The 22656-nt window shown below is 43.3% G+C and carries 18 protein-coding genes; 7 read left to right on the top strand and 11 right to left on the bottom strand.

All coding sequences use genetic code 11. The features are described from left to right. Nucleotides 1–9: 9 nt before the first annotated feature. The gene (locus QNM18_RS20780) at nt 10–714 is read left to right on the top strand and encodes a response regulator transcription factor (protein WP_023397278.1); all 705 of its coding nucleotides are present in this window, start codon (nt 10–12) and stop codon (nt 712–714) included. Here the strand turns inward: QNM18_RS20780 and QNM18_RS20775 are convergent. The 5 genes from QNM18_RS20775 to QNM18_RS20755 all read right to left on the bottom strand — a co-directional run bounded on the left by QNM18_RS20775 (nt 711) and on the right by QNM18_RS20755 (nt 8472). Continuing rightward, nucleotides 711–2222 carry a YifB family Mg chelatase-like AAA ATPase gene (locus QNM18_RS20775; protein ID WP_284138331.1) on the bottom strand — a complete coding sequence of 504 codons (1512 nt, stop codon included), beginning with the start codon at nt 2220–2222 and terminating at the stop codon, nt 711–713. The genes QNM18_RS20780 and QNM18_RS20775 overlap by 4 nt on opposite strands. 91 nt (nt 2223–2313) lie before the next feature. Then, entirely contained in the window at nt 2314–2928 is a 615-nt protein-coding gene (locus tag QNM18_RS20770; protein WP_211011848.1) for a trimeric intracellular cation channel family protein, read from the bottom strand. 549 nt (nt 2929–3477) lie between these two features. Next, nucleotides 3478–6063, bottom strand: a complete 2586-nt coding sequence (locus QNM18_RS20765) for a M14 family zinc carboxypeptidase (protein WP_284138330.1) — start codon at nt 6061–6063, stop codon at nt 3478–3480. A gap of 83 nt (nt 6064–6146) precedes the next feature. Next, the gene (locus QNM18_RS20760) at nt 6147–7520 is read right to left on the bottom strand and encodes an ATP-grasp domain-containing protein (protein WP_284138329.1); all 1374 of its coding nucleotides are present in this window, start codon (nt 7518–7520) and stop codon (nt 6147–6149) included. 4 nt (nt 7521–7524) lie between these two features. Then, nucleotides 7525–8472: an ATP-grasp domain-containing protein gene (locus QNM18_RS20755; RefSeq protein WP_284138328.1), complete on the bottom strand. Its 948-nt coding sequence runs from the start codon at nt 8470–8472 to the stop codon at nt 7525–7527. Nucleotides 8473–8651: 179 nt separating this feature from the next. Between QNM18_RS20755 and QNM18_RS20750 the strand changes: the two genes are divergently transcribed. Next, nucleotides 8652–9779, top strand: coding sequence for a M20 family metallopeptidase (locus QNM18_RS20750; RefSeq protein ID WP_284138327.1), 1128 nt, complete (start codon nt 8652–8654; stop codon nt 9777–9779). Between the two features lie 12 nt (nt 9780–9791). Here QNM18_RS20750 and mutM read toward each other — a convergent pair whose 3' ends face one another. Together mutM and QNM18_RS20740 are read right to left on the bottom strand one after the other, a co-directional pair. After that, the gene (gene mutM / locus QNM18_RS20745; RefSeq protein WP_211011843.1) at nt 9792–10601 is read right to left on the bottom strand and encodes a bifunctional DNA-formamidopyrimidine glycosylase/DNA-(apurinic or apyrimidinic site) lyase; all 810 of its coding nucleotides are present in this window, start codon (nt 10599–10601) and stop codon (nt 9792–9794) included. Between the two features lie 2 nt (nt 10602–10603). Then, a complete protein-coding gene (locus tag QNM18_RS20740) occupies nt 10604–11095 on the bottom strand; it encodes a hypothetical protein (protein ID WP_211011842.1) in 492 nt (163 codons plus the stop codon). A gap of 207 nt (nt 11096–11302) precedes the next feature. On the opposite strand from QNM18_RS20740, the gene QNM18_RS20735 reads away from it, so the two are divergent. Then, nucleotides 11303–12223 (top strand): manganese-dependent inorganic pyrophosphatase, encoded by a 921-nt coding sequence (locus tag QNM18_RS20735; RefSeq protein WP_023397287.1) that lies wholly within the window; start codon nt 11303–11305, stop codon nt 12221–12223. A gap of 58 nt (nt 12224–12281) precedes the next feature. Here QNM18_RS20735 and QNM18_RS20730 read toward each other — a convergent pair whose 3' ends face one another. Then, on the bottom strand, nt 12282–14099 hold the full coding sequence (locus QNM18_RS20730; protein WP_284138326.1) for an alpha/beta hydrolase: 1818 nt from the start codon (nt 14097–14099) through the stop codon (nt 12282–12284). Between the two features lie 125 nt (nt 14100–14224). Here QNM18_RS20730 and QNM18_RS20725 point away from each other — a divergent pair, with 125 nt between their 5' ends. Next, nucleotides 14225–16210: a winged helix-turn-helix domain-containing protein gene (locus QNM18_RS20725; RefSeq protein ID WP_284138325.1), complete on the top strand. Its 1986-nt coding sequence runs from the start codon at nt 14225–14227 to the stop codon at nt 16208–16210. 75 nt (nt 16211–16285) lie between these two features. Here the strand turns inward: QNM18_RS20725 and rpmG are convergent, their stop codons facing one another. From rpmG to radC, 3 genes are all read right to left on the bottom strand, one after another. Then, on the bottom strand, nt 16286–16441 hold the full coding sequence (gene rpmG, locus QNM18_RS20720) for a 50S ribosomal protein L33 (RefSeq protein ID WP_005493124.1): 156 nt from the start codon (nt 16439–16441) through the stop codon (nt 16286–16288). A gap of 11 nt (nt 16442–16452) precedes the next feature. Further along, complete coding sequence (rpmB, locus tag QNM18_RS20715; protein WP_023397288.1) at nt 16453–16689, bottom strand: 50S ribosomal protein L28; 237 nt, start codon at nt 16687–16689, stop codon at nt 16453–16455. Nucleotides 16690–16966: 277 nt separating this feature from the next. Beyond that, nucleotides 16967–17641 carry a RadC family protein gene (radC, locus tag QNM18_RS20710; RefSeq protein ID WP_284138324.1) on the bottom strand — a complete coding sequence of 225 codons (675 nt, stop codon included), beginning with the start codon at nt 17639–17641 and terminating at the stop codon, nt 16967–16969. 184 nt (nt 17642–17825) lie between these two features. Here radC and coaBC point away from each other — a divergent pair, with 184 nt between their 5' ends. The 3 genes from coaBC to QNM18_RS20695 all read left to right on the top strand — a co-directional run bounded on the left by coaBC (nt 17826) and on the right by QNM18_RS20695 (nt 22606). Beyond that, nucleotides 17826–19055 carry a bifunctional phosphopantothenoylcysteine decarboxylase/phosphopantothenate--cysteine ligase CoaBC gene (coaBC, locus tag QNM18_RS20705; protein WP_211011838.1) on the top strand — a complete coding sequence of 410 codons (1230 nt, stop codon included), beginning with the start codon at nt 17826–17828 and terminating at the stop codon, nt 19053–19055. 91 nt (nt 19056–19146) lie between these two features. Continuing rightward, nucleotides 19147–19734, top strand: a complete 588-nt coding sequence (gene slmA, locus QNM18_RS20700; protein ID WP_023400737.1) for a nucleoid occlusion factor SlmA — start codon at nt 19147–19149, stop codon at nt 19732–19734. 118 nt (nt 19735–19852) lie between these two features. After that, nucleotides 19853–22606 (top strand): S9 family peptidase, encoded by a 2754-nt coding sequence (locus QNM18_RS20695; RefSeq protein WP_284138323.1) that lies wholly within the window; start codon nt 19853–19855, stop codon nt 22604–22606. The last annotated feature ends 50 nt before the right edge of the window (nt 22607–22656 follow it).

Here is a 22656-nt window from a genome sequence, read left to right as displayed (position 1 = left end):
TTCGAGACCATGAGCATAAACGTATTATTAGTCGAGGACGATGAGTTACTGGCTAAAAGAGTTGAAAGTCACTTTGCACAAACGGAGTTTCAAATCACCGTTGATAATACCGGTGCTCGGACCCTAGAGCACGTGCAGGAGCAAGCCCAGACAGGCACTCCTTTTATGATGGCTATCATAGATATTGTATTGCCTGCCACTGATGGATTGCAGCTAGCTAAGGAACTTAATACATTAACCGATCTCGGTGTGATAATGCTGTCGAGTCGCGACTCTCAAGCTGACCGTATCGCTGGACTTGCACAAGGTGCAGATGATTACGTCTGTAAACCAGTTGATTTATTGGAGCTTGAGCTGCGTATGCGCGCGCTATACAAACGTTTAGCAGGCGCTCGCAACGAAGATGAATCAGAAGAATTCATCGAATATGCTGATTTTAAATTGCACCCAGATAACCGCACTTTAATAAACCCAAATGGTGATGAAGCCAGATTAACTGAAGCAGAACACAAGGTTTTGATCTGCTTAATTGCCAATGCGGGCAAAGCGACATCGCGCGCTAAAATTTCAGAAGATATCGGCCAGCCAGATTGGAGCCCAAGCGATCGCACAGTTGATGTATTAATAGGCCGATTGCGTAAAAAGCTCGGTGATGAAAAAGACCAAAAACGCATTGTCACAGTCCGTGGCAAAGGGTACATGCTTTCTGCTTAACGAGTTAGCTGGGCAAGTAAGCGTTCAAATGCGCGGTAACTAAGTGCTTCTTTAATATCTGACAGCGCGATATTATCGCGCTTGCTGAGATCAGCTATCGTTCTTGCAACTTTGACTACTCGATGATAAGAGCGCGGCGATAAATGCAGCTTTTCTGTAGCATTCGCTAAATATTCGGCCACGCACTGCGTTAAACCACAATATTTATCCAGCTCTTTACTAGATAGCAAGGCATTCTCTTTACCTTGACGATGTATTGCAACTAGCCGTGCGCTTTCAACACGCGTGCGGATAGAGGCACTGCTTTCAGATTCAATACCCGACTGCAACTCCGCGGTACTCAACCTCGGTAATTCAATTTGAAGATCAATTCTGTCCACAAATGGACCCGACACCTTACTGAGATAACGTAACACTTGCTCGGGAGTGGAACGCTTGTCATGGTGACATCCTGTTGGGCTCGGATTGAGCGCCGCGATTAGTTGAAATCGAGCTGGAAAATCAACCTGTTGTGCCGCCCGGGAGATATTCACTGTGCCTGTTTCCATCGGTTCCCTAAGAGAATCTAGCACCTTGCGTTCATATTCAGGAAGCTCATCCAAAAAAAGAATTCCATTGTGTGCAAGAGAGATCTCCCCAGGCCTAGGTGTCGAAGAGCCACCAACTAATGCCACGGCTGAACATGTGTGATGCGGGGAGCGAAATGGACGTTGTCGCCATTTATGAGGATCAATTTCTTTGCCTATTAACGAATATACTGCTGCCGTTTCCAATGCTTGTTTCAATTGCATTGGCGGCATAATCGTTGGCATGCGCTGGGCCAGCATCGATTTGCCTGTCCCTGGAGGGCCTAAAAACAATACATTATGTGCCCCTGCAGCGGCTATTTCTAGTACCCTTTTAGCTACGGCTTGGCCTTTCACTTCACTCATATCCACATGAGCATTCAATTGTGCCTCTTCAGAGTAAGACATCGCCTCGTCAAAAGGCAGTGCATTTTGCCCACCTAAATCAGCCCAAACATCCCGCAAGCTCACGACGGATTTACGAACGCCACTGGATACTAAACTCGCCATCATTTGATTGGGTTTTGGAATGTAACAACAACGCCCAGCAGCTGCTGCCGCCATCAATGCAGGGATCACCGCAGTTACTTCGCGAACTTCGCCCGTAAGCGCTAACTCCCCATAAAACTCATAGTCGCCTATTTGGCGATTTTGCACTTGTCCAGAAGCCAATAAAATCCCCACCGCAATGGCTAAATCGTAGCGTCCACCTTGTTTAGGTAAGTCTGCTGGCGCCAAATTGACCGTAATACGCTGCTCTGGAAATAAAAAGTGGCAATGTGCTAAAGCACAGCGAACACGTTCCTTAGACTCTTTTACCGACGCTTCTGGCAAACCAACAATATTGAATGCCGGTAAACCATTGCTTAAATGTACTTCTACTGTCACAAGCGGCGCATTAACACCAACTTGTGCACGTGTATAAGTTTTTGCTAATGACATCCGTTGTCCTAGTTTATCTCAATGCACGGAGCCTATGACCCGTTGAATTCGATTTGGTTTGACGCAGTTTCACGCTGCGCTGAATGGTTAGCTAATCCTTGTATTTAAATACATGCAATACAAGATGCCAACGTATCGCTGCTAAGCGCAATAATAAAATAGATAACATCGACACCACCATGGTAATTTCAAGAGACACACCAAGGTGTGTTAGCTGCGTATACACAACGCCCCCTAAAATACAGGTGATGGCATATAGCTCCCCTTTTAACAACATTGGCATTTCATCCGCCAAAACATCTCGGATCACCCCACCAAAGCAACCAGTCAGCACGCCCATAATAATCACAGTGGTGTCAGGCATATCTAGACTCATGGCTTTTTGCATGCCCATAACCGCAAAAAATGCGAGACCAAATGCATCAGCCATCAATAACCGCTGTTTAGGCACCGTCTTTTGACGATTAAGCCACCATATGCAAAGCAGTACAGCGCTAATAATAGCCACAAAATAACTACTATCATGCAACCAAAACACGGGGGTATCCAAAATTATATCTCGCATAGTACCGCCCCCAATCCCAGTCACTGTGGCCAACACCACAACGCCAAAACCATCCATATGCTTACGGTGCGCCAACAAAGTACCTGAAATTGCAAAGACCATAACACCCAACAAATCAAACCAGTGATACAGTTCTGTCATACATATTATTCATCGATAGAGTAAATTCTAAATGTTAACTGACATCTCTGATTGGCGCCAAATATTATTACTTTGTATGCAAGTATGATTTATATTTATACAGCATCCTTGCGTATCGCTCTTATCTTCGCTCTCCATCGCGTCGATCGAATCTAAAATGGGTCACCCATTTACGGACAGTTTGGCCACCCTCCCGTTCCCATACAATTCACCCCAAAACTGGTTCAAATAAACATAAAAAATAGGGAAGAGCGATACTCTTAGCAAGCGCGTGTTACATTTCTTTATATGAAACAAAAGAATATAAAACAGCCTTTCAAGGTGTTAACACACCTTCGCTTACTGGCGAACAAAGTATCAGGTGAATTGAGAATATTTCTTGCCACACAAGGTTAAAACAAATCCAAATAAATAATTAAATTAATAAGTTACAACAAGAGTAAAGGCGTGTGGTGGTGAAATTAAATTATTAATTTAAAGTTTATTTTTGGTTAAAATAAAGGATTGAAAAGAGATAGCAGGAAGCTGGTGCTTCCTGCAACGCGCACTCTATTCATCTCCTGAATAAAATAGCGCCACGGGCTCTGAGTAATTAGGCACATCATCGTAACTAAAAACTGCGTAATACTTGCTTAGCTTGGCGTTGCCAAAGTTGTCCAAAGTGTAGTCATCTTTTCCACCGTATAATTTCACACCATCAAAGGGAGAGCGAGGCGGGTGAAAGCGATTTCGCACCACGAAGCACCCAACAAAGTCCTCATCCTCAGGGTTTTCCCAAGTCAGCTTAACAACGCCACCTTCAATTTGTGCAGCCAAATTTTGGGGTGCTTTTAATGCATTTTTTCGCCGCTCTATATAATGTATTTTTAATTGGGCAGGGTGTTGATCTTGGCATGCAGCCCAGTTTACCAATGCGTTAGTCGCTTGAGACTCCGAGGTTGCACGAATAATGAAATAAAAGGGCGTATGTGCCTGATGCAAACGTTCTAAGGCCTGTAAGCTATAACTATCAAAGATAAAGTGGTGTTCAGCGCGTTCACGCAGCTGTTCGTTACTGACTTCATAGCCTATATATTCTATTTTTTGCCTTTGTTTAACCGCTTGAAAATCCACATCTTGTAATTCCACTAGCTCAATGGTGAAACGTACATCTTTAGCACTGGCAATGCTGTTGCTACTTCGCAGCGTCAAACAGGCTTGGGTAAAAACCGTTTTATCTACAGGGAGATCGGCATTAAGCGCAAAAGCCATTTGACCATATACAATTTCTCCTTGCTCATCAAAGCCTGAAGCCAGCCTATCGGCAACCACCGCGTTTTTGTAGATGGTATTGCACCTTGTTGGACTTAACGACAATTGTTGCTCTGGGACCTGATAAACGAGCTCTAGGTTTGGACGGTAATGTAACCCGCTACCAAAAGGTCCATAACCTATATCAAATTGCATCACCTGAGAGTCGTTACCTATCGGTAACGCTTTAGGACCCTGCAAACGCAGTAACAAGCGGTTTTGTGCTATCAATGAATTCAGCAGCGCGCGCTCCACACCATTGAGTTGCCATTTCATCCAAATCCCTTGTGTCATTTTATCTGACTCAAATGTTTGCCCGAGCGTATGCAAGGGCTTTGCTTCACTCACAGCTTGATAGTCATAGATATCAGTCAGGCTATCGGGGTCAATAATGGAGACTGACCACTCACCGTATTTTTCAATTTTTGCGGCAACGCGATTCATCGGATAAAGAGAAAATTCAGCCCGTTCAATGTTGGCACCGCTCGGTAAGCTGCTCAAATCAAATTGCACCAGACCAAGACTCACTCCCCGCTTTTTATCCACACCAATAAACATTGAGTTATAACCAAAATGCTCTTTGTTTTTCGAGGTAAAATTCTCTGATAAATAGCCTACATACTCTTTTGCTGGAAACAAAGTACGTGCACTTTGGTGTCTCGCCAAATGCGTTTTCAATCTTAACTCAGGGCTAAAAGGCGACTTGATCTTGGTGACCTTATCCACTGCACGAATATTGTAAAAGTAGCTTTGCCCACTGCGTAACTGAGAATCACGAAATGACAGCGATTTGGTGATGGCAATTAAGCTCTCTTCACCACAGGGGCTTTTATTACTCTCGCTACGATATAACTCAAAATATATGTCATCTCGATTTTCATACTGCCACTCCAGCTCTACCCCTTCATGATCGACCGCTTTGATAGTAAAATCAGCCACACGTAGCGGGGCCAGAGGTGAATAGTTAATTGCCTCACCAAGTGCATGCAAAATTGCAGGAATGTTCTCTGCCACGCTTTCTGACATATTCTTCATATAGTCAGGTATGTTTCTAGTGCCCACCTCTACAACAGTCGCAATAATCCCTTTGCGATAGTAATACTCTCTGCCACTGCCATGTATTAGTTGAGCTGGTGGCTTGCCACGATGAATGCCATACTGCCTGCCAGTGACTTTTTTTATCTCATGGTTCATGTTGGCACACAAGATGTTTAAGTCAGCCCCTTCAACCTCAACTTCATGGTTAAACTTATGCGCTGGGAAAAAAACATTGCCTTGCGAGTGGTAGTCTAACGCGATACGAATATTCTCATGCTGTTCTACAAAGTCACGGATAGCACAAGTTTCAGGCTCTGAAAAAGCATGAGGGCCCCCATAGGTGTTTGAACCTGTGTTTTGATTACGCATAAATTTGGCATCAAAATTACGATTAAGATCGACACCAAATGTACCATCTCCATTGTTGCGACGATTCTTGCGCCAAAATGAAAAGTGATTGCGAGAATACTCAAACCCATCGGGGTTCAAACAGGGCACCATATACAATGTGTTGCGTGTCAGCGCTGTTTGTAGCTTTGGGTTGAAGCGGTAATTTTCTGTCACATATTGAATAAATTTAAGTGCCAATTCATTGCCGATCCACTCCCTCGCATGAATCGAACCTGTATACAGTAAGGCTGGTTTATCATCGGCATAAGTCACATCTAAAGAAACCGTTACCAACATGATTGGACGTCCCTCCCATGTTTTACCGATACTTTGCAGCCGAATTAAATGGGGATGTTCATTCATTGCACTTTGTAGCGCATCTATCGTATCTTGATAGGAAGCATATTGAATTTTCATAGCACAGATTTACTCATTGGACGAAATGAGGCGACAGTTAACGCTGTCGCCATGTGGAACAATCGATATAAAAACCAGAGAATTTACCCAGCATGGTTTTGCCAGTGCTCAACAATTTTTTCGAGCTTTTTTTCCTTGAGGTTTTTAACCACGCAGAGCTTTGTCGGATCGGTATTTAATGCCTCCACAACACCATGGGCACCAAATGTAGTCATGATATCTTCAACCATTTTTTCACCGATACCACGCACTTGGTTTAACAGCGCCCTCACCTGCGCTTCGTCAAACTGTGGTGCTTCATAGTTATTGAGATCCTCAGCAACTTCGTCACTGGCAGGGATAGGTTGCATGGCTTTTGCGTCAACTGCTTTCGCGCCGAGTACAAAGTTATCTTGGAGATTCCACACTTCACTTGGCCACTCTTCGCCAAATTTAAACTCAGTATCTAAAATGGGAAAAGCTAGCTCATCAAATGCGCGGAACAACTCGCCACTATCTTGACTAGGGGTATACTGAGAAAACCCAATATGACGCATAGTACGTAATAAACGAGAATCTATTTTGCCTAACTCTTCCCAGTTGTATAACGGGATATTGGGTTTTTTAAAGTAACCACTGGAGAGCAACCACATTAAATATTGCCCGATCCAATCACGGATATACGGAAATGCAGCAAATGCGGTTGCACACTCTAAGATCCGCAACTTACCATCCTTCCCAAGTGCAATGTCACACGCCCAATACTCTGCATTTGCAGCTTTGGAGGCAGCCGTTGCCAGTTTTAACACTGATTTGGGTACCGCTTGGTAATCCATGCTGCCACCTTGGCTGGTATTAGTCAGCCATTCCCCTTCTGGCGGACGGCGCCAAAACGCACAAACTGGCTTGTGCCCGATTAACATCACTCGGATATCTGCTTCCATGGGTACAAAGTCTTGAATATAAAGCGGGTAGTATTTCTTTTCGCTCAGTAGAGCCTGAGCCTCTTGTGCATTGTCGACCTTGTGCACAAAATACCCGCCATAGTTCGAAGGCCCATAAGAGCGCTTGATGATCTTTGGATATTGAGCATTGGCAAGATATTGCTGCGCTCTATCAGGGATATAAAATATTTCTGTGTGAGGAGCCGGTAACTTATATTTGCGACAAAAGTGAGTCACATTTTCCTTTGATTTATTAGAAAACTGACTATCCAGAGAGGGTAAAAATCGCACTTCTGGCAGCGCTCTTGCGATCTCTCTAAATGTCTCATACGCCGTCGCGGGAATATTACCGATTAACACGTCAATTTTTTTACGCTTCACTTCAGCGATAAAGCGCGCTTTATCGTTGCCCCAGTGATAAACCACAGTTTCAATTTTGTCTGGCCAACCTTTAAAATTAGACTTGTCGAAAAAGCGCAGGACATAGTCTAGATACAGCAGTCCAATTTTTGGTAATTGCGTTTTGTTTGTCATGAGATTAGGCCACCTTGGCTGATTGGAATGAAGTTTTGTTGGCAACCGTTTTTTCGATCAAACCAACCATTGCTTGGATCTTTGCTTGATTGAATGTAAGCCCAAGCTGCTCTTGTTCCGGGGTTGCAAACGCAGGAATGGTATTGACCTCCAAAACTACATATTGCTCTTTTTCGCGGTCATAAATCAGATCCACACCCGCTATTTCAAGCCCTAAGGCGTTGGTCGCTTTCAGCGCTAGCTCTATCACTTCATCATTGGCTTCTCGGACGAAAACACTGCCGCCGCTGGTTACATTGGTTTTCCAATCATCCTTCGGGGCCTTTCTGCCATAACACCCAACAAACTGCCCATCGACAATGTCAACTCGGTAATCGGTATTGTCATAGTTAATAAAGCGTTCAACGTAAAAGTAACGAAGATCTGTTCGAGTTAAAAACGGCAAAATCATATCTAACGCTTGTTCACCTTCGATCTTTACAATGCCCACACCACCCCACCCATCTGTCGGCTTATAAACTAACTTGCCACCAAAATCATGCAGTGCAGCACGCAGGCCATCCATATCATTTTTATGACATAGGCGATAATCCGGTGTACAGATCCCATGGCTATTGAGTAAATGAGATGTACGAAACTTATCTTCCGCTAAAGCAAACGCACGATAGTTGTTAAGAGTTGGTACGGTTTCATTCAGTGTTTCATAGAGGTAAAGCTGATATTGCGTTTGTTGTCCTGCGTTGTAGCTTAGAAAGGCGTCCAACTGCTCCATTGCAACACCATTGCACTCGATGCCGCCATCTCGCGCTCTGGCGTCACGTAAATTGAGGCCCGTACTCGCTAAGATCCCGCGCTCTGCCAACGCGTGAACCAACTGTTGTTCAATTTCTTTTCCCCCGCCATTTTCGTACATCCAAATCCCGACATGAGGCGCCCGCGATACGGCTGTCATAAAGTATCTCCTTGGTTAAAAATTAGGTGCTGAAATAGAGCAATGTTTTACTAGTTAAGACCATCTGTATGACAAATTTTTGATCCTTTTAATGATCTAAAAACTGTTCATAAAAGCTTCACCGAACTGCAACTGAAAAGCGCCACGATGAGCCAAACCTTCACAGGGAGAAGATTAGGATGAATCTGGACTATGCAGAATTAGCAGACTTAATACGCTGCAACTCGCACAGTAAAAACAAAGCCGGAGTGGATAGACACGGTGAGCAAATGATTGCTTTGGCAGAGCCTTTAGGGTTTTCACTTACCCGCTATCAACGAGAGCTGATCGGCGATCACTTGCTGTTTCGCTCCGCACGTAACACAGGAAAACGGGTATTGCTGCTGGGCCATTTAGATACGGTGTTTCCAGACGGGTCATTCACTGAGTTTCACGAGGATGAGAACTATGTTTATGGTCCCGGCGTATGTGACATGAAAGGCGGAAATTGGGTTGCACTCAATGTACTGAGACAGTTGAAGCAGCAATTTGGTCAGCTGCTGAACATAGATTGGTTATTAGTCAGTGACGAAGAAATTGGCAGTGATGATAGTCAGGCACTGACGACGAAAATAGCCAAGCAATACGATGCATGTTTTGTATTTGAAGCCGCCGGTAAATCCCATGAGTTGGTCGTCGCGCGAAAAGGGATTGCCACTTATCACATCACAGTCACCGGCAAACCAGCACATGCAGGCAACCATTATCGAGACGGAATTGACGCTAACTTTGCCATGGCAAACATGTTACTAGAAATGACTTCGCTCACAGATCTCAAAGCGGGCAGCACAGTAAACGTTGGCAAAGTACAAGGTGGGATCGGTGCCAATACTATTTCTGGCAAGGCAACATTACAAGTTGAAGCACGTTTTACCAATCAAGCTGAACAGCAAAGGTTGCTAGAAGGCATAGAAAACATCTGTATGGCTATTGAAATCACAGGCGTAGAGGTGGACATACAAGGAGGCTTGCAACGTGGCGTCATGGCACCAACGTCAGCACAGCAAACCTTACTTGATCAAATCAACGAGATCTTAGGTGAGGAACAACCGATTGAGCACCGAGGCGGTGTATCCGATGCCAATACGGCTGCTGCGACTGGTACACCGACTTTGGATGGCTTCGGCCCATATGGTGACGGCGATCACACCCGCAATGAGCGCGCACTCAAACGTAGCTTTGAGCTTCGCATCGCACAGATGACGGCGATCCTCTCACAATTATGTTATCGCACACAGGCTGCTGAATCTGCCGTATACCAAGCATAACAATCATTTTGGTCAGCGTTGGCACTTAGTACAATAAACAGTGCTACGCTGCCCTAAACGGATCTCTTGTAAGGTCGTTTCACAACGTACACACGGCTCACCTTTTCGGCCATAAACCAATAACTCCTGAGCAAAGTAACCCGGCTTTCCATCACTTTGTGCAAAATCTTTTAAAGTCGTCCCACCTTGCTCAATCGCTGCGGCTAAGGTGTCTTTAATTATTGGCGTGAGTTTTTGATAACGCGCTAAAGATATTTTGCCAGCTTCACGTTTAGGGTGTATCCCGGCTTTAAACAATGACTCATTGGCGTAAATATTACCCACCCCCACGACCACATGGTTGTCCATGATAAACTGCTTTACTGCAACCTTTTTTCCACGACTGGCTTGATACAAATGTTTGGCATCAAATAGATCGGTCAGGGGTTCGGGGCCTAGTTTAGCGAACACGCTGTGCTGCTGCTGTGGGTTTTGCCATAAAAAAGCACCAAAGCGACGCGGATCGTTCAGACGTAGCGCCAACCCGTTGGCAAACACAAGTTCAATATGGTCGTGCTTCTTTAACGGTTCACTTTGACACACGACACGCAAATTACCTGACATGCCCAAATGCAAAATTGCAGTCCCTACATCACTTTCCAGCAGTAAATATTTGGCCCTACGCTTCACAGCTGTAATTACAGTGTTTTCCAATAATGAGACCTCTTCTGGCACAGGCCAGCGCAGTCGACCATTATGGATACGAACATGATTAACAACTTGCCCTTTGACATGAGGTTCTATACCCATGCGACTTACTTCTACTTCAGGTAATTCTGGCATAACTATATATCTATCGGTTTAAATAATTGTTTAGCTTGGTCTGCGCTCAGTTCCAACCAATGCTGTTGACGTTGAGCAAACAACAGATATGTGTCGGATCCACGATAAAGTTGGTAACTCAAAGGCAGCTCTTCACCCGCCAACCAAAAAGTTGCTACGGATATCGCTGATTCAGGGTTAACCTTTTGCTTTTCAACAGCCTGTAATTCCAAATTTTGCCACATCTGTACAATCTGAACTAAGTCCTGCGCGGTATACGATAATGACGTGCCTTCCACGAGTTTATTATCTATACGCCACGTTGTACCTATACGCTCAATTTTGACGCCAGGATACGCCATAGCGAGTACAAAGCTCTGCTCTGGCAAAACCATAACACGGGTTAATTCAGCTTGTTGAGGGTTCAATTTGTGATGTAACCCGTTGAGAAAAAAAATCATGATCAACATGGAAAAAATAACTACATTGTTCCACGCTTTACGGCTCAGTCCCATGTCAGTTCCATCAATACTGATTATTTCGTTGGTTAGATCACTGTACTATACCCTGCTGATGAACGCAGCAGTACATTTAATTCATCGACCTAAAGGATTTCATAATCTCTGCTTAGACTATTTTCTAGGTCCAAAATCCTTCCGACACTGTATTAATGTGGTTAATTTTTGCTAAAATAAGCGACAAAATTTTTTAGGAGTCCGTCAATGGCAATGTATGTAGTGGGTCATAAAATCCCTGATTCTGATTCAATTTGTGGTGCAATTGCACTTTCTTACCTCAAAAACCAAATTGGAGAAGAAGCTATCCCTACACGTTTAGGTGATGTATCACCTGAAACACAGTTTATTCTCGATCGCTTTGGTTTCGAAGCCCCTGAGCTTAAATTAAGCTATGCGGGTGAAGAAGTTTATATCGTTGATCACACAGAAAAAACACAAGCACCAGATGACATTGACGAAGCGACAGTAGTAGGTGTTGTAGATCACCACAAACTAGGTGACCTAACCACTTCAACACCACTTGAGTGTTGGATCCGCCCAGTGGGCTGTAGCAATACCATTATTAAAATGATGTATGACTTTTATGGCGTTGAGATCCCTAAGGGTATCGCTGGCCTGATGTTAGGTGCAATTTTATCTGACACCGTTATCTTCAAATCACCAACGTGTACAACTGCTGATATTAAATGTGTTGAAGTACTTGCAGAGATTGCCGGTATTGAGGACTTCAAAGCATTTGGCATGGAAATGTTCAAAGTCAAGTCAGCTGTTGAAGGCACGCCAGCACGTGATCTTGTAATGCGTGACTTTAAAGACTTCAACATGAACGGCAACCTAGTTGGTATTGGCCAGTTAGAAGTGATTGATCTATCTGTATTTGACGATATCAAAGCAGATCTTGAAGCTGATATTGCAAAACTAAAAGAAGAAGGCGGTCGTCACTCTGTATTACTACTTCTTACTGACATCATGAAAGAAGGCTCACAAATGCTAATCGCATCAAATGATGAAGGCATTATTGAAAAAGCCTATGGCCAAGCACCTGAGCAAAGCCGCGTTTGGCTTGATGGTGTATTAAGCCGTAAAAAGCAAGTTGTGCCACCGCTACAAGAAGCGTTTGCATAATCACTTTTTGCAATAAAAAAACCGAAGCAACCGCTTCGGTTTTTTTATTCACTCGCCCTTACTGATCTTGATGTATTGCTAATACGGCTTCAATCACTGTATCTGGATGTTCAAAGAAAAGTTGATGACTGGCATTGTTTAAGGGGTAGTAAATACCGCCTGTTTTATAGGCGATCGCTTTGCTCCATGTGCCCCCCTCTTGCTGCCACTTTATCAAAGCCGATTTTTCATCTTCGTGGGCGAGGTCAATATCATGACTTTCAAAATCACCATCAATGATGCTTACAGGCACAGTAATTGCGCTCTCAAGCACACTTGCCGTATTTAAATCATCGTGATAACTCATCATTTCTTTAATACGCGTCACTTGCTTTTCTACCTCTAAGCGCTGCTGTGACACCAAGTCATAGTAAGCCCAATCCATATTACTCTGATAGTTCGCAGGAATAAGTGCTGCAATTTCAGCTCTTTCTATGGCCAACCTTTGCATCGTTTTTTCTGTCCAATTTCCCGCGTCAACGTGTTCGATGAAAAGTGCAGGATAGGCCCTTAATTCAGCTACAGAGCCGCTTTGATAAAGCTCTATTGAATGCGCCGTTAAGATATCCGGATCAGCCCACACCAGCCCATTGACGAAAACATCCGGATTCGGATCCGCTAAATACATCAACGTAGTTAGATTTGCATTAGCAAAAGCCAAAAACGTGACTTTTTCAATCTCTAACAGCGTTAAGAGGGAGGGTAAATCAGCGGCAAAACGTGCCAATGAAGGCGTGTCAGTCATACTACTCCAAGCGCTGCCCAAGCGATCAATCACATGTACTCGACTATGCTGCGCTAACAGAGGTTGGATCAAAGCCGCCCAAGCTGAATCACTGTGGAAAAATTTATTGGCTCCAGGGAGGATAACGATATCTCCCGCGGCATTTTCATTACCTAAAGTTCTGACATGATAGTTTTGGCCGTCGAGTGTATATAAAGCGGATCCTTCAGCAAAAGGATACTGACTGTGTTGAGAAAAAAATGATAACACTTCGCGGCTCGTATTATATTCCGAAAACGCCCACTGATGACCGCCCGACTGAATGGATACCAGCAAGTTGTGTATACCAGCTTCAGATTGATATACGCGTGCCTTGACTGATTTACTCAATTCAATATCTGTATAGTCTAGGTTGAGCTTATTCTGCGCTGCAATCAATTCAATCGCGCGCGGTGAAGAAATTAAAGGGAAGTTATCATCATACATGCCGTCATAAGGCAACACCTGATCAGCTGTGCCATGTATCTGTAAATAGTGTGTCGGTTCCGTGATTTTACAACTTATCGATAGCTGTTCAGACATGGGGGCACCCACACTGGCAACTGCCTTAAAAAGCGCACTGTGTTTACATAGCATATTTTGGCTAAACAACGCACCTTGTGAGTACCCTACAGCATAATTCTCGCCTTCAAGTAGATTGTACTCTTGGTGCATTTTTTCTATCAACTTAACAACAAAATTGACATCATTTGCCTTTAAACGCGCAGCAATATTGCATCCACACCCCTCATCCCATTCAACTTCTTTTGATTTAGGATACACAACGATGTATTCATCACTGAACGTTTCAAACCGTGTCATCGATTGCATACCGACTTCACTTTGTCCTGAGCCGTGAAAAGCCAGTAACAATTTGTATGCTTTGTGCGGGTTGAGCCCAGCTTCAGGCAACGCAATTACGTAGTGATGACCATCTAACGTTAATCGGGTTACACTTTGCTCACTCTCATGACTGGCATTATTTGCATTGTGAGGTTCACTATGCTTTTCTTCCCCACTACTGCATGCCTGTAATAACCACACACACATAAAAAGACCAAACCGTATTCTCATATCAAAGCTCCTGTTTTCTTTGCCCTGACCTTAATGGAACTGGTACATTGAAGTCATAACCTAAACAAGAAATAAACGTGAGCTTTTGCTTACTAAAATATATTCATAAAAATCAAAAACAAATAATGAATTACCTTATCAATGGGATCACCTTCAACACTCAGCTTAGAACACTCTCACTCGCTGGTAAGCAGGTATATTTAGAGGCTAAGTCATTTGAGCTGTTGTCTATTTTTGTACTAAACCCGAATTGTGTTCTGACACGAGATGAATTGCTGTCTTTAGCTTGGCAAGGGAAAGTTGTTTCAGATAGTGCCATCAACAAAGCAATATCTAAGTTGCGACAACATTTTGATACCTTGCAACCCGAAGCTCAAATCATTCAAACAAAACCAAAAGTGGGCTATCTTTTTTGCGCTACAGTCATCACACAACAAACGGTCAAGTACCAACCGCGAGTGCATTTAGCCAGCACTGTATTGTATTTGTTATTATGCCTCTCTGTCATTGCCGCAATGTTTTGGCTATCAAAACAAAAGTTTGCAGAATCAACACCACTTCAATTACAGCGGATCACCGCACATGAAGGCATTGAAACACAGTTAAGCGCAGCCAAAAATGGACAAATTGCATACCTGTCGACTCGCTATGACAGTAATACCCGGCAAGTATATTTGAAAAACTTAGCGACCAATCAGACGCAACGGCTGCCAATTGAAGTTGATGGCTTACACGCATTCAATGTGAATTTTGCAGGCCAAAAAATTGCGTATGTGATGCAGCAAGAGGAAAGCTGTATGCTGGCGCTATATGATCTCAGCACGCATAGCAGTTCAGATATCATGGATTGCCAAGGCATGAATAACATCAAGTTGGCTTGGCAATTCGACGATCAAGCCCTCTTCATTCGATCGCGTAAAAATAATGCTCATCCATACACCATATTTAAGTTTTTGATTCACAGCCAAACATTAAGCCAGGTCTCACTGCCTACTGAGAATCTTGATATGCAAGGGGATTATCTACTTGCCGCACACCCGAATACACATACCTTGGCATTTGTCCGCTATCTGGAATCTAATCAAACACAAATACACATTGTAGATAGTCATACTTTAAATCCCATTCACACAGTGCCCTTTGCTGGTGTTATCAAAGCAATAAGCTGGGACGTAGACGGCGACCAACTCTTTTTCAATGCTCAAAAAACATTGTATAAGCTTCATACTGATACGCTGCAAATAAAAAAGCTCAAGGATTTGAGTCATCCTATTGAATCTATTGCTGTTACCAAAGTAAATGATTTTACAATGTTATTGCTCAGTCAATATCATGCAAGTTCTAAAATCATCGAGCTCAACTTGGAAAACAAGCAACGGCACACATTATTCGACAACGCCGCGCTCAACCGACTACCGCAAAAAACCCAAGAAGGTGACCTTATATTCATTTCGGATGCAGAACAACAGCATGACCTGTGGGTACTACAAAATGGCCGAGCCACCAAATTAGCGCTTCCTTTTGAATTTGGCTTTCGTCGCTTTGAGCTACACCCCACTGAAAAAAAACTGCTGTTCGAAAAAGAAGGTGCCTTGATTGAGTTGTCACTAGACTCACAGATTGTAAAGCAGGTTTTTGCAGCCAAGCACAAGGCATATGTTGCCAATTATCATGATGGTGGAAATAAAATTATCTACAGCAGCAATAAACGAGGTGACTGGCAACTTTGGTTATTTGATCGTCGTACAAAGCAGCATTTACAATTAACTCACGCAGGTGGGTACAGCGGCTTTTACTATCAAGATCAATTGTACTTTACAAAACGGCATGTCAGTGGCGTGTGGACTTTGAATGCAGGGCAAGAGCAGTTAGTGCTGCCAAACGTGAAAAACATCAATTGGCTCAACTGGCGCATTATAGCTGGGCGCATTTATTTTTATCAGCCTGAGGAAGGTATTTTTCAATATGACTTGGATACCGGCCAAACACTGCGACTACTTTCCCAGCCAAGTGGGTTTTTACACCAGTATTCAATCAGAACTAGTCCAGAGACAATTACCTATGTCGAGTTAAAGCCAATGCAGGGTGACATACATGCGTTGACACTTTAAATCCCGCGTAGTTACTTAATTTCAGGCAACAAAAAACCCAGTACGAGACTGGGTTTTTCAATTCTTAAAGCAAAATTACTTGATTTTTGCTTCTTTGAAGATCACGTGCTTACGTACTTTAGGATCGTACTTTTTGATCTCCATTTTTTCAGGCATGTTACGCTTGTTCTTGTCGGTAGTGTAAAAATAACCAGTACCAGCAGTTGAAACTAAACGGATCTTATCACGCATGATTTAGCTCCTTATACTTTTTCGCCGCGAGCACGGATATCTACTAATACCGCGTCGATGCCTTTTTTATCAATAATACGCATACCTTTAGTAGTAGTACGTAGAGTAACGAAACGCTTTTCACTTTCAACCCAGAAACGGTGTGTTTGTAGGTTAGGTAGGAAACGACGCTTAGTTGCGTTGCGCGCGTGTGAACGGTTGTTACCAACAACCGGGCGCTTACCTGTAACTTGACAGACTTTAGACATGTCTATGTATCTCCAATAACTTCGCTCGAGCTTAATTTCCCCTTAGGCCTTACACTGGTGTGCCCCGGGTAAAATCAAAGGGCGCTCTTTATACAGCATCTGCAGGCAGAGATCAAGGATCTGATGATATCCTAGTCAGCTCATGGGTAAAATTTGATAGCGGCCAATTATAATGATCATAGGCCGTTGTGGAAAGTAAAAACTGCATTTAAATTAAACTATTTTATAAAATTTAAGCGAAATAACGGTTTGCAGCCAAAAAATGGTCAATAAAAGCTCATAATAAGCCCCTATCTGCGAAAGATATACAGCGATTTCCTGCCACAATGACATGATCTAACACTTTGATATCCATAAGTGCCAAAGCTTTTCGTAATTTTTCAGTCAAAACTTTGTCTGCTTGGCTCGGTTCACACACTCCTGATGGGTGGTTGTGAGCAAAGATAATAGCAGCAGCGTTATGTTTCAATGCCGCTTTTACCACTTCCCTTGGGTAAACAGAGGCGGCGTTAATCGTGCCACGAAATAACACTTCGTCCTTTATTAGCTGATTTTGACTATCTAAATATAAAACCATAAAGACTTCATGTTCTAGCCCTTTGAGTTGAAAACTCAAATAGTTATGCACCTGCGCAGGGCTTTCAAATTTAAACGCCCGCTCACACCCTTCTTTCAAATAACGCTTACACAATTCAAGCACAGCTTGAAAGAGCGCATATTTCGCTTCACCCATCCCCTTAAGCGCTAGAAAATCTTCAAGTGATGTATTGAATAAACTCTGTAATGATTGCCGCTGCGATAACAAAGAATCTGCCAGCTCAATGGCATTCATTCCTTTGACCCCTGTACGTAGAAAAATCGCTAACAACTCTGCATCACTGAGCGCGCTCGGGCCATCTGATAACAATTTCTCTCTTGGCCTGGTGTGTTTCGGTAATTGTGTCAATTGCATACCCTTTCCCTGATATAACATTCATTGAAGCTAACAATGACTCATTATTTAGCACGTAAGAGGATAAAAAAAACGCTCAAAGATTATCCTTTGTTCAGTTAATGACTGACTTTTCATGAGAAGATTCAAAACAGCCCGAAGGCTGTGATATCTTTAACTCAGTTTGAGTTGTGAGAATGTGAAGATGAACTTATCTGGCAAAAAAATAGTATTGGGTATAAGTGGCGGTATTGCAGCGTATAAATGCGCAGAACTTGTAAGGCGTCTAAAAGAACAACAATGCGAAGTGAAAGTTGTTATGACTGAATCGGCAAAGCACTTTATTACGCCACTCACCATGCAAGCTGTTTCAGGTGAGTCCGTATCAGACTCGCTGCTTGACCCTCAAGCTGAAGCCGCAATGGGGCACATCGAATTTGCCAAATGGGCTGATCTCATTTTAATTGCACCAGCGACATGCAACACTATCGCAAAAATGGCCAATGGGATCGCCGATGACCTATTAACCACATTGGTACTTGCAACACCCGCCAAGGTCGCTATTGCACCGGCCATGAATCAACAGATGTATGCCCACCCAGCAACTCAACAAAACCTTGCCACTTTAACATCATTTGGAGTTTCAATATGGGGGCCGGGCAGCGGTGAGCAAGCTTGTGGCGATGTTGGCAAGGGAAGAATGTTAGAACCCATGGAACTCATAGAACACTGCACAGCACAACTCAGCCCAGTTCCTCAGGTACTCGATGGCAAAGTCTTTACAGTTACCGCAGGTCCTACAAGAGAAGCACTTGACCCCGTGCGCTATATCACGAACCACAGCTCTGGGAAAATGGGTTATGCCCTTGCACAAGCAGCCCGCGCCTTGGGGGCACGCGTAAATTTAATCTCAGGTCCAGTCAATATACAGGCACCTCAAGGCGTAGACGTCATCTATGTCAATAGCGCAGTAGAGATGCGCGATGCAGCTATAACACTTGCTGAAAAATCCGATGTCTTTATTGGCTGTGCAGCTGTTGCCGATTATCGCGCCGCGGATATCTCTGAGCAAAAAATTAAAAAACAAGGTGACGAAATGACCATTGCCTTAGTTAAAAACCCCGACATCATTGCTGAAGTAGCTGCGCTGACACAAAATAGGCCATATACCGTCGGATTTGCAGCTGAAACCCAAGACGTTAAAAAGTATGCTCTGGGTAAGCTGAAAAACAAGCAGCTTAATATGATCTGTGCCAATGATGTTTCACAAGAAGGGCTTGGATTTAACTCAGATAACAATGCTTTAACGTTATTTTGGGAAAATGATCAACAATCTTTGCCTGCATCCAACAAAAAAGAGTTAGCACTTACTGTCGTTAAAGCAATTGCTGGTAAACTTGGTTTACCTAGTGTTAAAAGGCTGGAAAGAAGCTGAATAAAACATTAACATAGGTCTTTACTAAGTATGGACCTAATAAAAATACACCATACAGACCAGAATAACGATAATTATTAAAGGAAAGTTCATGCCAGCGACTAAACGCAGTAATCGCAAAGAGCAAATTCTTCAATCTCTTGCGCAAATGCTTGAAACTAGCCCAGGTCAACGGATCACAACAGCTAAGCTCGCAGCTGAAGTCGGCGTCTCTGAAGCAGCTCTCTATCGCCACTTCCCAAGCAAAGCTAGAATGTTTGAGGGGCTGATTGAATTTATTGAAGACACACTGCTCTCGCGTATCAATATTATTTTAGAAAACGAAAAGGATACACAAAGTCGTATCTATAATATTCTCCACTTGTTATTGACCTTCTCAGAGAAAAACCCTGGGATCACACGGATCCTGACTGGGGATGCACTTCAAGGTGAGCAAGAGCGTCTAAGAGAGCGCGTGCAAAGCCTATTTGAAAAGCTTGAGACACAATTCAAGCAAGTATTAAGAGAAAGAAAGTTGCGTGAAGGCAAAGCATTCAATAGCGATGAAGCCGCACTGGCCAATTTATTTTTAGCCCATGTAGAAGGTAAAATGAATCAGTTTGTACGCAGCGATTTTAAAGCGAAGCCAACTGCGACATTCAACAACCATTGGCAAGAATTACAACGCATCTGGTTATAATAAGAAGCGGTACATAGCCGCTTCCATCGGTTTTTCACTTCCACACAACGCACCATGATTTTGTTTGACTGCTAAAAGTGTTACAAAGATACAAATAATTAATCAAACAGACAGAATTATGAAGTTTACTTACTCGCTCATTGCAGCGGCTTTATTGTCTGGCCAAGCTGTGGCCAATAAAGCCCAACTCGAATTTTCCGATGTCTTTGACTTTAAATATGCAAAGACAACTCAACTTGCTGAGGACGGCAAGTTCTTAGCCCTAAGTGCTAAGCCGTACCGTGGTGACGCACAAGGACAAGTCTATAACCTGGAAACCAATAAGCTTATTGCAACGGTAGAGCAAGGTACTAAGGCACATCTAAATAAATCATCTACATGGGCCGCATTTATGCAAGTCCCACCCTTGCTAGAATCGGAAACAGCCAGTAAAAAAGAAAAAAAATCTTTAAAAAATAATTTAGTATTGGTCAACACGCAATCAGCAAAGCAACACGTATTTAATCACGTAAAAGACTATCAATTGAGTGATGATGGACGCTGGCTTGCTTATCGTGAAGACAGTAAAGCTGAGCAAAAAGACAAAAACGTCAAGGCTGATGCGCCTAAAATCAATGCAGATAAAAAAGATAAACCGCTCACTTTGGTTATTGTTGATCTTGCGTCTCAACAAACACAGCGCTTTGAAAACGTCGTCAACTACGGACTAAGTCCAGCCGAGTACGGGGTATTGTTTAGCCAACATGACAGTACTGGCGCCAAAAACCAAGTGCAATATCTAGATTTAAATAATAAGACAACGAGCCCATTGTTTAGCGAACCTGGAGTTACGATCAGTGCCATAGCATGGCATCCATACTCTAGTATTGTTGCCTTTAATTTAGGTAACTACGTCAATGAAGATAAGCGCCGCCGCAGCTATGATGTCACTCTGTGGGATGCAACAACAGACAAACTGAGCAAGATAGAAAGTCCAAGTGGTTGGTATAGTTCAAAAACGGCTAAACTAAAATGGTCAGAGCAAGGCGAACGGCTCTATTTCGACAACCGTCCACTACTCGATGACAAAATCGAAAAGCTAAAATATGACGACTCAGCTTCGCTACGTGACTTTGATACTATTCGCCAGCAGTCAGGCATAAATATTTGGCACAACAACGACCCCGAGATCAAAACTCGAGAACAAAATACTTGGAAAAAAACCAATCGAGAGCGTCAGTATCAAGCGGTTTACCACATTGAATCACAAAAAGTCGTGCAGCTTGCTGATGAGACCGTTCGCGATATCACACTCAATACTGAAGCGGATTACTTGCTAGGTAAAAACGACCAGCCTTACTTAGAAAAAATCATGTATGGCGGGTTTTATGCTGATTACTATGCCGTCAAAGTAAGTACAGGCGCAAAAGGGTATATCGTTAAAGACTCACCAAACAAGCCAAGCCTTTCTCCTTCTGGCAGACATGCCGCTTACTTTCTAAATGACCAAATTTGGTTAAAAGATTTGCACCAGCAAAAAGAGCATGCGGTCAGCAAAGCTGTGCGAACAGCAATTTTTGCTGATGACCAACATGATTACCCGGAGCCTAACCCTGGCTACGGCTTTGCTGGATGGCAAAAAGATGGAAGTACCCTTTATGCATACAGCAAATATGACATTTGGGCTTTTGACAGCGTCACAGGCCAAGCCAAAAGGCTCACATCGGGTAAAGAGAGTAATACCCGTTACAGAGTGATCAAACTCGATAAGAAGCAAGTGGGTTTTGCAGCGGATGAAACGCTCTTTTTGTCTGCTCACAATTTGCAAAATAAACAAACCCATATTGCAAAGCTTAACCTACAAACTGGTGCGATCGAGACCGTCTTAGAAGGAGCTGCGCGTTTTGATTTAGTGAAAAAAGCAAAACACGCAGATAAAGTCATCTTCACGCAGCAAAGCTACCACCAGTTCCCTGACTACTGGCAGTCAAACAGTGATTTTAATACACCAAAACAAGTTACCAACCTAAACCCACAAGTTAAAAACTTTGCCTGGGGACAAAAACCAGAGTTAATTCAATACAAAGGCTATAACGGCGAACAAATGCAAGGCGTGCTGATAAAGCCAGCTGACTATCAGCCAGGTCAAAAGCTCCCTGTCGTCATCTATTTTTACCGCTATATGAGCCAGCGTATGTACGACTTCCCGAAGATGGAACTAAATCATAGACCAAACTTCCCAATGTTTACTTCGAATGGCTACGCAGTATTTTTACCAGATATCCGCTTTGAGATTGGTAAGCCAGGTCCATCATCAACGCAAACCCTTATCAACGCTGCACAAAAGCTCATTGACTTAGGGATAGCTGACAAGCAAAAAATTGGCCTACAAGGTCACTCTTGGGCTGGATACCAAAGTGCATTTGCCGTCACTCAAACAGACATGTTTAAGGCCGTTGTGTCAGGCGCACCTGTGTCGAATATGACTTCAGCTTACAGCGGTATCCGTCTTAAATCCGGATTAGCACGTCAATTCCAGTATGAAACAGGACAAAGTCGCATTGGTAAACCTTTAACCGAAGCACCTGAGCTGTATATTGAAAACTCTCCAGTCTTTTTTGCCGATAAAGTAAATACACCTATTTTACTGATGTTTGGCGATAAAGATGGCGCTGTACCTTGGCAAGAAGGGATCCAGTACTATCTGGCACTGCGCCGCCATAACAAAGACGCTATTTTCTTGCAGTATGAAGGCGAACCACATCATTTAAAGCAGTTCCCAAATCAAGTGGACTTCTCAGTCCGTATGATGGAGTACTTTGATCATTACCTGCGTGGTATGCCTGCACCCCAGTGGATCACATCAGGTAAACCACATCGTCCTGAAGAATAAGCTCAACTTCACGCTTTAAGTCGTAAAAAAAGCCGCATCACGCGGCTTTT

Origin of the sequence: Pseudoalteromonas obscura (genome assembly GCF_030135505.1) — a bacterium.
Classification (GTDB): Bacteria; Pseudomonadota; Gammaproteobacteria; order Enterobacterales; family Alteromonadaceae; genus Pseudoalteromonas; species Pseudoalteromonas obscura.
The sequence above is the reverse complement of the archived record's forward strand: the minus strand, read 5'-3'. Positions and strand labels throughout refer to the sequence as shown.